13 protein-coding genes are annotated in these 14,240 nt (G+C 31.6%); 12 read left to right on the top strand and 1 reads right to left on the bottom strand.

All coding sequences use genetic code 11. The annotated features are described in order from the left end of the window. Window positions 1-12: 12 nt before the first annotated feature. The 7 genes from CD135_RS03155 to CD135_RS03125 all read left to right on the top strand — a co-directional run bounded on the left by CD135_RS03155 (window position 13) and on the right by CD135_RS03125 (window position 5,963). On the top strand, window positions 13-771 hold the full coding sequence (locus CD135_RS03155) for a dihydroorotate dehydrogenase electron transfer subunit (RefSeq protein WP_017000579.1): 759 nt from the start codon (window positions 13-15) through the stop codon (window positions 769-771). Further along, window positions 768-1,694, top strand: a complete 927-nt coding sequence (locus CD135_RS03150) for a dihydroorotate dehydrogenase (protein WP_017000581.1) — start codon at window positions 768-770, stop codon at window positions 1,692-1,694. Before CD135_RS03155 ends, CD135_RS03150 begins: the two co-directional genes overlap by 4 nt. Next, entirely contained in the window at window positions 1,695-2,387 is a 693-nt protein-coding gene (pyrF, locus tag CD135_RS03145; RefSeq protein WP_017000583.1) for an orotidine-5'-phosphate decarboxylase, read from the top strand. Between the two features lie 5 nt (window positions 2,388-2,392). After that, complete coding sequence (pyrE, locus tag CD135_RS03140) at window positions 2,393-3,001, top strand: orotate phosphoribosyltransferase (protein ID WP_064204133.1); 609 nt, start codon at window positions 2,393-2,395, stop codon at window positions 2,999-3,001. A 28-nt stretch (window positions 3,002-3,029) separates the two neighbouring features. Beyond that, a complete protein-coding gene (locus CD135_RS03135) occupies window positions 3,030-3,308 on the top strand; it encodes a hypothetical protein (protein ID WP_064204064.1) in 279 nt (92 codons plus the stop codon). Between the two features lie 325 nt (window positions 3,309-3,633). After that, the gene (locus tag CD135_RS03130) at window positions 3,634-5,229 is read left to right on the top strand and encodes an SLC13 family permease (protein ID WP_174700882.1); all 1,596 of its coding nucleotides are present in this window, start codon (window positions 3,634-3,636) and stop codon (window positions 5,227-5,229) included. Window positions 5,230-5,555: 326 nt separating this feature from the next. Further along, entirely contained in the window at window positions 5,556-5,963 is a 408-nt protein-coding gene (locus CD135_RS03125) for a VOC family protein (RefSeq protein WP_064211148.1), read from the top strand. Between the two features lie 68 nt (window positions 5,964-6,031). On the opposite strand, the gene CD135_RS03120 is transcribed toward CD135_RS03125, so the two are convergent. Further along, a complete protein-coding gene (locus tag CD135_RS03120; protein WP_103268802.1) occupies window positions 6,032-7,723 on the bottom strand; it encodes an Rqc2 family fibronectin-binding protein in 1,692 nt (563 codons plus the stop codon). A 173-nt stretch (window positions 7,724-7,896) separates the two neighbouring features. Between CD135_RS03120 and gmk the strand changes: the two genes are divergently transcribed. The 5 genes from gmk (at window position 7,897) to CD135_RS03095 (ending at window position 14,219) form a co-directional block, all read left to right on the top strand. Further along, on the top strand, window positions 7,897-8,520 hold the full coding sequence (gmk, locus tag CD135_RS03115; protein ID WP_017000160.1) for a guanylate kinase: 624 nt from the start codon (window positions 7,897-7,899) through the stop codon (window positions 8,518-8,520). After that, entirely contained in the window at window positions 8,520-8,720 is a 201-nt protein-coding gene (gene rpoZ / locus CD135_RS03110; RefSeq protein ID WP_017000158.1) for a DNA-directed RNA polymerase subunit omega, read from the top strand. Before gmk ends, rpoZ begins: the two co-directional genes overlap by 1 nt. Before the next feature lie 196 nt (window positions 8,721-8,916). Beyond that, entirely contained in the window at window positions 8,917-10,119 is a 1,203-nt protein-coding gene (gene coaBC / locus CD135_RS03105) for a bifunctional phosphopantothenoylcysteine decarboxylase/phosphopantothenate--cysteine ligase CoaBC (RefSeq protein WP_070045131.1), read from the top strand. Then, window positions 10,116-12,524 (top strand): primosomal protein N', encoded by a 2,409-nt coding sequence (gene priA, locus CD135_RS03100; protein WP_064204061.1) that lies wholly within the window; start codon window positions 10,116-10,118, stop codon window positions 12,522-12,524. The genes coaBC and priA overlap by 4 nt, the downstream gene beginning before the upstream one ends. 207 nt (window positions 12,525-12,731) lie before the next feature. Beyond that, window positions 12,732-14,219 carry a glycosyltransferase gene (locus CD135_RS03095; RefSeq protein ID WP_070045132.1) on the top strand — a complete coding sequence of 496 codons (1,488 nt, stop codon included), beginning with the start codon at window positions 12,732-12,734 and terminating at the stop codon, window positions 14,217-14,219. The last annotated feature ends 21 nt before the right edge of the window (window positions 14,220-14,240 follow it).

Below are 14,240 nucleotides of genomic sequence, written 5' to 3'. Positions count from 1 at the left end.
AGGGGGATCACAATGTCTCATTTAATGACAGTTGTATCAAATAATCAAATTGCAGACGCTATTTATGAATTAAAAGTTTATGGTGATATTACGAAAAATATGAAAAAACCTGGCCAATTCGTACACATAAAGGCAGGTATGGGTACTGAACATATGTTAAGAAGGCCTATATCAATTTGTGAAGTGAATCGAGAAGATGAGACTTTCACAATGCTTTTTAGAAAAGAAGGGCAAGGAACTGAAAAAATTTCTAAACTAAAATCAGGAGATTCTATAGATGTTATTGCGCCTTTAGGTAATGGTTTTCCAGTGGAAGAAGCACAAAATACCGCTTTATTAGTAGGTGGCGGTATTGGTGTGCCTCCACTATATGAATTATCTAAACAACTTAATGCAAGAGGAATTAAAACAATTCACGTGTTAGGTTTCCAAAGCGCAAAAGATGCATTTTATGTCGAACAATTCGAATCTTTAGGAGAAACGTATATAAGTACGGTTGACGGAAGTTTAGGTACAAAAGGATTTGTTACAACTGTTATTGAACAATTAGAAACACCTTTCGATATATTTTATAGTTGTGGTCCCAAAGTGATGCTCAAAGCATTAAAAGCACAATTAAGTGATGTTAAAGGTTACATTTCTTTAGAAGAACGAATGGGTTGTGGGATTGGTGCATGTTACGCCTGCGTGTGCCATACTGATGATGATGTAGGTTATGTTAAAGTATGTACAGATGGACCAGTATTCGAAAAAGGAGCCGTTATCATATGAGTAGATTAAATGTAACACTACCAGGTTTAAATTTGAAAAATCCAATAATGCCAGCAAGTGGATGTTTTGCATTTGGTAAAGAATTTAGTCAGTTCTATGACTTATCAGAGCTTGGATCTATTATGATAAAAGCTGCTACTAAAGAAGCAAGATATGGGAACGAAACACCTCGTGTTGCCGAAACTGCTAGCGGAATGATAAATGCTATTGGATTACAAAATCCAGGGGTTCATCATATTATTGAACATGAGCTAAAATATTTAGAGCAATTTGATGTACCAATTATTGCTAACGTAGCTGGTTCAACAGAAGAAGAATATGTATATGTAGCAGAACACATTTCAAAATCACCTAACGTACATGCATTAGAATTAAATATTTCATGCCCAAACGTTAAAGAAGGTGGCATACAATTCGGAACAGTACCAGAAGTAGCAAGTGATTTAACAAAAAAGGTGAAAGAAGTATCTTCTGTTCCAGTGTATGTTAAACTATCTCCTAATGTTACGAACATTGTTGAAATGGCTAAAGCAATCGCTCAATATGCAGACGGAATCACGATGATTAACACTTTAGTTGGTCTACGTGTTGATGAAAAAACAGGAAAGCCGATAATAAGTAACATTGTTGGTGGTTTAAGCGGGCCAGCAATTAAACCTGTAGCTTTAAGAATGGTTTATGAAGTTAGTCAAAATATTGATATTCCCATCATTGCAATGGGTGGCGTTAGAACAGCTCAAGATGTAATCGACTATATATCAGTAGGTGCAGATGCAGTAGCAGTAGGAACAGCTAATTTTGAAAATCCTACAGTATGTAAAGAAATTATTGATGAATTACCAAGTTTATTAGATAAATTAGGGGTACAACATATTCACGAACTTAAAGGTAGAACATATAGACAAGAAGGAGTTGTAAAATAAATGAAAGATACACCAATTATTGCATTGGATTTTGCAACGCTGAAAGAAGTAGAAAATTTTTTAGACTTATTTGATGAACCACTATTTGTGAAAATTGGAATGGAACTATTTTTACAAAATGGTCCTGATACAATTAAAGCAATTAAGGATAGAGGACACGACATATTTTTAGATTTAAAGCTACATGATATACCAAATACTGTACAAAGTGCATTGGCGGGATTAGGAAAATTTAATATAGATCTTATTAATGTGCATGCAGCAGGTGGCATAGAAATGATGAAATCTGGTTTAAAAGGCCTGAAATCTACGAATCCTAACGCAAAATTAATAGCTGTAACGCAACTTACTTCTACTACTGAAGAACAAATGCAGAAAGAACAAAATATCCAAACATCTATAGAAGACTCAGTTGTTCATTATGCTAAAAATACTAAAGATGCTGGTTTAGATGGGGTCGTATGTTCACCATTAGAATCTAAAATATTAAAAGAAACTCTTGGTAAAGAATTCTTGAAAGTAACACCGGGAATACGATTAGAAACGGATAAAACGCATGATCAACAACGTGTTACAACTCCAGAAGAAGCGAAAAATCTTGGTTCAACACATATTGTTGTAGGCCGTTCAATTACACAACATACGAATCCAGTGGAAAGATATCACGAAATATTACAAAGATGGAAAGGATAATGAACATGACTTCAAATATTGCACAATCATTATTAAAGATAAAGGCGGTTACACTTTCACCAGATGATCCTTATACTTGGAGTTCAGGCATTAAATCGCCAATATACTGTGATAACAGAGTCACGTTAGCTTACCCTGAAATAAGAGAAGACATTTATAAAAGTTTAATTAATTTAATAAAAGAACATGCTAATGAAGTAGAAATTATTTCAGGGACTGCAACAGCTGGCATACCTCATGCTGCATTTATCGCCGATGATATGAAGCTACCTATGAGTTATGTAAGATCAAAAAGCAAAGGGCATGGTAAAGGTAATCAAATTGAAGGTGCTTCAAGCAAAGGAAAAAAAGTTGTTGTCATTGAAGATTTAATTTCTACAGGTGGTTCTTCAATCAATGCAGTAGAAGCATTATTAGAAGATGGCGCTGAAGTTTTAGGTGTATTCGCAATATTTACATATGGTATTTCCAAAGCAGAAGAAGCATTTAACAAAATTAATGTTCCATTTTACACTTTATCAAACTATGATGAACTTGTAACTGTGGCAGAAAAAGAAGGATTTATAGAAAATAAAGATATTAAAACTTTAAAAGAATGGAAAGATACTTTATAATGAACTCATATAAAGGGGGCCGTATTTTATGGAAAGTGAACATCGTTTAACTGCTGAAGAAGAACGTGAGCAGATTAAAAAATGGGGACACATTAATGATTTTCTTAAAAAAGATTCTAACAAACCGGCGGACTTTGAGCATTCAAAAGTAAGAGACGATAATTTTAAAGAAAGAACCGGCTATACAAATAATACAAATGTAGACAGAGATAGAAGATACGATTTAGACGATAAAAACATTTTCAAAAGTATAAAAAAAGAACTAGAGAAGAACGGATTCTTTAATACAAAAGAACAAAACAATTAAAAAATTTAAATTATAGCTATTTCTGAGGCTGGGGCATATATACACGCCCCAGCCTCGATTCATTATAATGGCAGTAGCTGACTGGTTTGAAAATGCACTTATATCAAGCTTTTTCAACCCCAGTCATTCTTGCCGAGGTGGGACTACGAAATCTTTTTAATAAAATGAGATTTCTGGCCCACTCTTTTTTATAAATATATATATAATTTTATACTTCCGTATATATAAAAAGCATAAATATTATAATAATTTAATAAAAATAGTATTCTAAAGAAGTAATATTTGTTAAAATGTAAACGAATACAATTTAAGGGGGTAGTAATATATGAAAGAAAAGGGAAATAAACTTACCGATAAGCTTTGGAAAGAAAGTGGAAGAACTAAAGAAATGTTAAAGTTCTTTTCAGCAGATGCATTAAAAGGACAAAAAGAACCAGAACCAAAGTTAAAAGCATATAATACAGCACAGTTAGTAGGATTAATTTTAGGGCCTTTATTATTTTTAATTGTCTTATTATTTGTTAGTCCACCAGGACTCAGCCAAAAAGGGGTTTATGTTATGGCTGTAACACTTTGGATTGCAGTTTGGTGGATTACAGAAGCTATCCCTATTCCGGCAACGAGTTTAATGCCTTTATTCCTATTTCCTTTAGGGGGCGTAATGGATAGCGAAACAGTGTCTAGCGCTTATGGGGATGACATCGTATTCTTATTCTTAGGTGGATTTATTATTGCTATTGCAATGGAAAGATGGAACTTACATACAAGGATTGCACTTGTTATCATTAAAAGTATCGGGACAAGTACAGGGCGAATTTTATTAGGATTTATGATTGCTACTGGTGCTTTATCGATGTTTGTGTCTAATACAGCAGCAGTAATGATCATGATTCCAATTGGTTTAGCTATTATTAAGGAAGCACATGAATTAACAACTGATGATTCTAAAGAACATCATTTATCACAATTTGAAAAATCGCTTGTTTTAGGTATCGGGTATGCCGGTACAATTGGTGGTTTAGGTACTTTAATTGGTACACCACCGTTAATTATTTTAAAAGGACAATATGAGAAAATATTTGGAGAAGAAATTAGTTTTGCCCAATGGATGGTTATGGGTGTACCAGTAGTTATTATTTTATTAGCTATTACATGGGCGTATTTAAACTTTGTGAAATTTAAACACGATATGAAGGAGCTACCAGGAGGTAAAGAAATAATTACAAAAGAATTGAAAGCTTTAGGTAAGACAACTTATGAAGAAAAAATCGTGTTAACATTATTCTGTTTAGCAGCATTTTTATGGGTATCAAGAGAATTTTTACTTTCACAATTTACATTTACAGAGCTTGTTAAAGATGGAACGATTTCAATGTTCGTTGCGGTATTATTATTCTTAGTGCCCGCAAAAAGAAAATTTGCTCGAATTTTAGATTGGTCTATTGCAAAAGACTTACCATGGGGAATTTTATTACTATTTGGTGGTGGTTTAGCTGTAGCATCAGCTATTACAGAAAGTGGTTTAGATAAATGGATGGGTAAACAAATATCTAGCCTTGAAGGTATTAACATCATCTTGATTATCTTTATTGTTACACTGTTCGTACTATTCTTAACTGAGATTACATCGAATACAGCTACAGCAACAATGATATTACCGATTTTAGCGACTATAGCAGTGGGTATACACATACATCCACTTGCACTGATGATACCAGCGGCTATGGCAGCAAACTGTGCATTTATGTTACCAGTAGGTACACCACCGAATGCGATAGTATTTGGTACAGATAAAGTATCCATTCGAGAAATGGCGACAACAGGATTCTGGTTAAACTTATTCAGTTGTGTTGTAATCGTGATATTTGTTTGGTTCATGGTGCCATGGTTATTCGGCATCGATTTAATGTCTACTAAATAAAAAGTGCATAATTATTAAAAACTAATTTTATAAATTACAAATGGATTTATAAATAAAAAGCGTCACTCCGTTAATTCAAAATATGACGGAGTGGCGCTTCAGTTTGCTTTTAGCTTATTATTTTATAAAAGTTTTTATAATCAATGTTTATCCTAAGAACAATTTTATGAAGACATAACCTATAATGATGATTGCTAATAAGATGACAACCGGTAATAATAATGACAATGACATAATATCTCTCCTTTGTCTTTAAACCTTATAATGATTATACTCATTATATAAGATAAAAGAAACAATTTAAATACGTTAATGGAGTGAAACCAATGATACCTAAAATAACGACATTTTTAATGTTTAATGGTGAAGCGGAAGAAGCTATTAAATTTTATACATCTATTTTTAAAGATAGTGAAATACTAACTATGGTTAAGTATGACGAAGAAGGGCCAGGTGAACCTGGAACAGTACAACATTCTATATTTAAAATGAACGGTGAAATTTTTATGGCGATTGATCAAAGTAACGGAGTAGATATTGAAATGAACCCAGCAATGTCTTTATATGTTACTTGTGATAATGCTATGGAAATGGAAACCTTGTATTCAGAATTAAAGTCAGGCGGTGCTATTTTAATGCCTAAAACAGAAATACCCCCAACTTTTAGAGAATTCGCATGGGTACAAGATAAATACGGCGTTAATTTCCAATTAGCATTGCCAGAAAATCAATAAAAAATAGCAGTGAATTCTCCACCAACGTGGAATTTTCACTGCTATTTTTATAACTTTATTATGATGAATTATTTCTTTAATAATTTCTTTATATCATCATAGTCAGTTGTAACATATAGCGTCGATTGATGATCATAAGTTACAAATCCTGGCTTTGCTCCGCTTGGTTTGTGTACATTTTTAATTTCAGTATAGTCTACAGGTATTTGACCTGATTGACTTGCTTTTGAATAATATCCTGCAATCATTGCCGCTTCATTTATCGTTGTTTCTGTAGGCTCTGTATCTTGTATAACAACATGTGAACCTGGAATATCTTTAGTATGGAACCAAAGTTGGTTCTTTCTTGCGATACGATGTGTAAGATAATCGTTTTGTTTATTATTTTTACCTAATAATATTGTTTGACCATCAGATGATTCAAACGTTGTTAAAGTAATTTTATTAGATTTTTTCTTTTTATTATTTTTACGTCTTTTTACAAATCCTTGTTCTTCTAACTCTTCTCTAATATCATCAATATCTTCAACAGAAATATGTTTAAGTTGTTGTTCCAATGACTCGAAATATAGAATGTTAGATTGAGTAAGTTTAATTTGTTTTTCTAATTCTATTTCACGCGTTTTTAAACGGTTATATTGTTTATAATAATATTGTGCGTTCATAGAAGGCGATTTAGTTGGATCTAAAGGAATAGTAATAGGCTCGTTATTGTAATAATTAATTGTTTCTAACGATTCATCACCTTGTTTTATTTGATACATATTTGCTGTAATTAATTCACCATATAATTGTTGTATATCTTTAGTACTTGCTGCTTCTTGTTCGTTAATAAGTTTTTCTAACTTATGCTTATACTTCTGTAAATGTTGGTCAACAATTTTAACTAAGTCTAATGCACGTTGTTTTACACGTTCTCGTTCTCCACGAGATTCATAAAAACGGTCTAAACATTCATGTAATGTGTTAAAACTTGTATAGTCTTGTCCATAAGAATGTAGAGGCATAAAATAGAAAACTTCTTTACCAGTTGAGTGGTTGTTATATATGACTGGCTTAGGTTCTTCCTTTACTTCGTTAATCACTTCATCGAATGCTTCTACAAGCGTACTTTGGTTCATGAACGGTCTTCTAGATACAATTTCTTTTGTGATAAGTGGACTAAATCCTTCGAATTGTTGAAGTAATTGTCTATCAATTTTACCAGAATTAAAATCAATATATTTATTAATATCGTCTACTTCAAAAGGATTCATTTTCTTAGTTGTAGGTGGATATTCATATTTAAAACCTGGCATAATCGTACGAGCAGTATTTGTATTTGGTGTATGATGTTTAAACCCATCTATAATTTTACGTTCACCATCTACTAAAATAATATTGCTATGTCTTCCCATTATTTCTAAAATGAGGGTACGTTTTCTTAAGTCACCAATTTCATCTCTCGAATGAATATCGATTTCAACTAATCTATCATTTCCAATTTGCGTTATCGCTTGTATGATACCACCATCGAGATGTTTTCTTAAAACTCTTAAGAACATCGGTGGATCAAAAGGATTCTCTAGTTTTTCTTCAGTAAGATGAAATCTACTAAAATTAGCATGCGTAGATAATAATAGATGATTATTCTTTCTTTCACTACGAATTGTTAAAATAATAGTGTCGTTACTTGGTTCTGTTATTTTATGAATTCGCCCAGTTACGAGCGATTGTATATCTTCTACTATCTTTCTTGTAAATAAGCCATCAAAAGCCATTTGCATTCACACCTTTTTAAAAAGTCAATTTATTGTAACATGTAAGGGATTAAATGAGTATATTTCTGTTTAAAGTTTACAACCTCTCTAGCCATACAGAATTGAAGTATGGTAAGATATAAAAAACAAAATGATGATAAATCGTTAGTATTCATTAGGAAAGGTCGTTTGACATGAACATAGAAAAAGGGTTACTGATTGTTCTCTCAGGTCCGTCTGGTGTCGGAAAAGGAACAGTAAGAAAATCAATCTTTGATGATCCTAGTACCGATTTTAAATATTCTATCTCAATGACTACAAGGAATATGCGTCCAGGTGAAACTGATGGCGTAGATTATTTCTTTAAATCAAGAGAAGAATTTGAAGCTTTAATTGCCGATGATCAATTTATAGAGTATGCTGAATATGTAGGTAATTATTATGGTACACCTGTACAATATGTAAGGGATACAATGGATAACGGATATGATGTATTTTTAGAAATTGAAGTGGAAGGCGCTAAACAAGTTAGAAAGAAGTTTCCTGAAGCTTTATTTATATTCTTAGCTCCACCAAGCTTAGAGCATTTAAAAGAAAGACTTGTTGGTAGAGGCACAGAATCGAATGAAATTATTCAAAATCGTATTACTGAAGCCCGTAAAGAAGTAGAAATGATGAATCTTTACGATTATGTTGTCGTGAACGACGAAGTAGAATTAGCGAAAGCACGTATTCAATCAATTGTTGAAGCTGAACATTTGAAAAGAGAACGTGTAGAAGCTAGATATAGAAAAATGATATTGGAGGCAAAAAAATAATGTTATATCCAGCACAAAATGAACTTAAAGATAGTATTAACTCTAAATATTTAATCGTAACAACAGCTGCAAAGAGAGCACGTGAACTTCAAGAATATCCTGATAGTTTATTATTAGATGAGTATCGTTCTCTTAAAAATGTAGGACAAGCACTTGAAGAGATTGCAGCTCATAAAGTACAAGCTAAACTACAAGATTAATATCTCCATAATATCAGCAGGCTGGGACATTATTATGTCTCAGCCTTGTTTATTATATATACAGTAGCTGATTGGACTGGAAATGCGCTTATAACATACTTTTTTCAATTTAATATATAGATTGAATTCATGACAGTATAAATTAAAGAATGTATAATAAGTGTTAATAATAATTGTAATTTGGAGGCGTACACAAATGAAGAATATACTTCTAGCTGTTACTGGTGGCATAGCTGCCTATAAAGCGATTGATTTAACAAGTAAATTAACACAAAACGGATACGTAGTGAGAGTGATGTTAACTGAAAATGCCCAACAATTTGTTACTCCTCTAGCTTTCCAAGCAATCAGCCGTAATCATGTTTATACAGATACTTTTGACGAAAAAGATGTTAGTGAAATACAACATATTACTATAGCAGATTGGGCTGATGCTGTTATTGTTGCGCCTGCTACCGCAAATACTATTAGTAAGTTGGCAAATGGGTTAGCAGATAATATGGTCACATCTACATTACTAGCGACTACAGCGCCTGTATTTATCGCACCAGCGATGAATGTTCATATGTTGGAACATCCTTCTATAGTAGCGAACATGGCTAAATTAAGAGAGTATGGTTATAAATTTATTGCACCTGGAGAAGGATATTTAGCATGTGGTTATGTAGCCAAAGGAAGAATGGAAGAACCGATTACAATATTAACGATTATTGATGATTATTTTAAAGAAAATTTAAACCTTCAAACTTTTTCATTACAAGGCAAAAAAGTTTTGATAACTGCAGGTCCGACTATAGAAAAAGTTGACGCAGTAAGATACTTTACAAATCGCTCTAGTGGAAAGATGGGTTATGCACTGGCTGAAGCAGCAAGAGACCTAGGTGCCGAAGTTATATTAGTAAGTGGAGAAACTCAATTGTCTCAGCCTAAAGGTGTGGAATACGTCCAAATTACAAGTGCAGAAGATATGTTTCAAGCTGTGAAACAGTACAAAGATAATATGGATATGATTATTAAAGCAGCAGCTGTAGCTGATTATACCCCGGTTGAAACATCAGATAAGAAAATGAAAAAGCAAGATGGTGACCTTGAATTAGTCTTTAAACGAACGACAGATATTTTAAAATATTTAGGTGAACATAAACAAAATCAATATTTAGTTGGTTTTGCAGCAGAAACCGACAATGTAGAAAAATATGCTATGGGTAAATTAAAAAAGAAAAATGCTGATGTGATTATTTCTAATCATGTTGCAAATCAGGAAATTGGATTTAAATCTTCTGATAACGAAGTTGAAATGTTCTTTGCTAATGGAGATAGAGTACCATTTAAGAAAGAATCTAAACAAAAAATAGCATTTAAAATTTTAAACGAAATTGCAAGTAGGTGGAATTCTTGATAGCTCATGTAGTAGTAGATATTCCTTCTAAAAATGTAGACAAAATGTTCGATTACAAAATACCACAAGACATTGAAGAAATCGTTAAAGTTGGAGTTCGTGTAGAAGTGCCTTTTGGATCAAGAAAAATCCAAGGCTTTGTTATCGACATTAGTGAACATTTATCTAGTGATATAGATGCCTCTAAATTAAAATCAATAATAAGAGTTAAAGATTTTAAACCAGAACTTACATCTGAATTGATTAAGTTGAGTGAATGGATGGCGAATTTTCATTTAGTTAAACGTATATCCGCTCTTGAAATCATGTTGCCTAGCGCCGTAAAAGCAAAATACCAAAAAATTTATCAAGTAAATGACCCAGAACCTTTACCAGCAGAATTGCTAAATACCTTCAATAAAGAAGGTATTTTAACTTTTGATCAAGCTCAGAAATTGCAAATCGTTTCAGAACTTGAACATTTTGTAGATAAAAATATATTGTCTAAAGATACAATTGTAGGTCAACAATTAACACGTAAGTATGCAACATGTGTAAGGATTATACCGACTGATAGATTAGATGAAATATTGGAAGCTATTAGTAAAAAAGAAAAACAATTAGATGTGTTGAATTATTTAATAGAGCATCGTCATGAAGATGTATTGTTAAAAACGTTAAAAGAAGAAGGGTTTTCAAATTCTAGTATTCAAACACTTGTGAAAAATCAAGTGTTAGAAAAATATGAAGCGGTCGTTAATCGTGATCCGTATGAGAATAGAATATTCGAAAAAGAAAATAATAAAGAACTTACTGAAGCACAGCAATCAGCTTTCGAAAATATAGATAAATCAGTTTCAAATGAAGAATCAAAGACATTTCTATTACACGGTGTCACAGGTTCAGGTAAAACTGAAGTGTATTTACAAACGATAGAAAACGTCCTTAATCGAGGTGAACAAGCAATAATGCTTGTTCCTGAAATTGCATTGACGCCACAAATGGTTAATAGATTCAAAGCGAGATTTGGTGATGAAGTTGCAGTTCTTCATTCAGGCTTATCAAAAGGCGAAAAGTATGATGAATGGCAAAAAATTAGAGATGGTAAGGCGAGCGTTTCAGTCGGTGCTAGATCAAGTGTCTTTGCACCATTTGAAAATTTAGGTCTTATTATAATTGACGAAGAACATGAATCGACATATAAACAAGAAGATTATCCAAGATATCATGCCCGTGAAATTGCCATATGGAGAAGTGAATATCATAATTGTCCTGTTGTGCTAGGCTCAGCAACGCCAAGTTTAGAAACATTTGCACGCGCAGAAAAAGGTGTTTATCATTATTTAGGATTACCAGACAGAGTGAATTTGCAAAAAATGCCTGAAATAGCGTTAGTGGATATGAGAGAAGAACTTCAAGCAGGGAACCGTTCAATGTTCTCTGAACCATTAACAAGAGCGATTCAAGATAGAATCAATAAAAATGAACAAATCGTATTGTTCTTAAACAGAAGAGGGCATTCGTCATTTGTATTATGTAGAGATTGTGGACATGTACCGCAATGTCCAAATTGTGATATTTCATTAACTTATCATAAAACAACAGATGATTTAAAATGTCATTATTGCGGATATAGTGAACCGATGCCACCGACTTGTCCAAGTTGTGGTAGTGAACATATTAGACAAATGGGTGTGGGTACACAAAAGGTTGAAGAACTTATATATGAAACATTCGATAATGCCAAAGTTATTCGAATGGACGTAGATACTACGTCTAAAAAAGGCGCCCATGAGCGACTGTTAAATGCATTTGGAAATCAAGAAGCAAATATATTATTAGGAACACAGATGATTGCTAAAGGATTAGACTTTGAAAATATAACATTAGTCGGAGTTCTAAATGCAGATACAATGTTGAACTTGCCTGATTTTAGATCAAGCGAAAAAACATTCCAGCTCTTAACACAAGTAGCAGGGCGTGCAGGAAGACATGAGAAGACTGGAGAAGTAATGATACAAACGTATAATCCAGAACATTACGCTATTCTAGACGTAACTAAAAATGATTACTTATCTTTTTATGAAAAAGAAATGAAATTCAGACAAGTAGGAAGATATCCACCATATTACTTCCTTGTTAACTTGACCATTAGTCATTTCGATAAAAGAAAAGTATTAAAAGCATCGAAACATATACATGATATTTTAGTACAACATGTGACACCACAATCATTTGTGTTGGGTCCTTCACCAAGTCCGTTATCACGTATTAACAACCAACATAGATTCCAAATACTTATTAAATTTAAAAGCGAACCAGGGCTACTTACAGCACTGCAATACTTAGATGATTACTATCACGAACAATACATGAAAGATAAACTATCATTAGAGATTGATATAAATCCGCAAATGATGATGTAGAATGCTTGTTTAATTATAACTTCATTAAAAATAATTTTGATTAAATTATTGAACTATATAAATAAGTATGAAATAATAAAAGTTATAGTTTAATAATTATTATTTGAATTGAGATAAATCCTCACTCTTTGAGAGTGAGGATTTTTTATAATAAAAAAGGGTAAAATAATATAATACTTAATTATATAAATCAAAGGGGGACTTTTTTTGTTACACACTATAACATCGACATTACCACCAATACACGGAGGTAGAACAAAATCGTTATTATATAGAATAAAATTTTTAGAAGAAAAGTTAAATGAATCTACTATTATTCATACAACGAATTATAATCCTGATTATCTGAACGTATATGAAAATTTTAAAAAAAGAAATATTATTAGCAATAATTTAATCATTAGAAATCTTTATGAATGGTTATCTGGAAATAATTTATTAGAAAAACATAATAAAACTTCACTATTTTCTAAAAGTCCTAAACAGACTTCTATCGAAATATCTGGTTTAGAGTCAAAAATTGATAATAATATTGTTAGGTATTATAAAGGAAATGAGTATGTTTTATATAGACAATTCTATGAAGGATCAAAAGTGTTAATGTTTGAAGATTTTATGTCTCCAATATCTAAAAAGAAGTTGGAAAGAAGAGAGTATACAAGAAACGGTGTTTTACATCGAATTACAAATTATTCAGCAACTAATTATTCTAAATTATACGAAGAATATTATAATAAAAACGGTGAATTATATTTAAAAAAACATTTTTCTGATATAAATAAGAATAAATTATTGTACATTATTCTGTATGAAAATCATGTACCAATTAAATTTTTTAAAACTGAAAAAGAAATGTTCACATTCTATTTCAATAATGTTTTGGAAGAGAATTCAATAGTTTTTAATGATGCAAGATTATTGGATAAACCTCTTATAGATTGTAATAAAAAATTGAAAAGAGTTTTAGTTTTTCACAGCACTCATTTTGTGGAAAATGGTACTAGAAATTCATATAAATTAGCTCTAAATAATAGTGATAAAATTAGCAAATATATTGTTTTAACAGATTATCAGAAGAATGATATACAGTCAGAGTTTGATATTAATGATGATAAAATTAAAGTAATACCTCACTTTGTAGAAACATTAAACACTGAAAAAACTTTCGAAAAATCTAATCAATTTTGTTACGTAGGCAGAATTTCAAAAGAAAAACAGATTGATCATATAATAAAAGCATTTAAAATATATATCGAAAAAGGTAACAATTCTAAGTTGCTTATATATGGAAAAGATGAAGATGGAGAGTTAAATAGGTTATCTGAATTAGTTAAAGAGTTAGATTTAACTAATTATATTGAATTTAAAGGATATACTAGCAATCCAGCACAAGTTTTTGAAAAATCAATTGCATCTATATTAACTAGTAAATTCGAAGGTTTTGGGTTAACGGTTATGGAAAGTATAAATAATGGTTGTCCTGTATTATCTTATAATATTAGATATGGTTCTAGTGAGTTAATAGATAATTATAAAAATGGTATATTAGTTGAACAAGATAATATTAATGATATGGCAAAAGCAATGGAAAATGCTAGATATAAACCAATGAAAGATGTAAAATTGAGCGGTAGATTCAGTTTAGATTCTGCAATAAGAAATTACAAAGAATTAGTAGATGAATTAAATTATTAATCAATGTAATAAAGGAGAGTA

It is taken from the genome of Mammaliicoccus lentus (assembly GCF_002902755.1).
Taxonomy (GTDB): Bacteria; Bacillota; Bacilli; order Staphylococcales; family Staphylococcaceae; genus Mammaliicoccus; species Mammaliicoccus lentus.
Note: the sequence above shows the minus strand (reverse complement) of the source record. Positions and strands in the feature narration are given on the sequence as shown.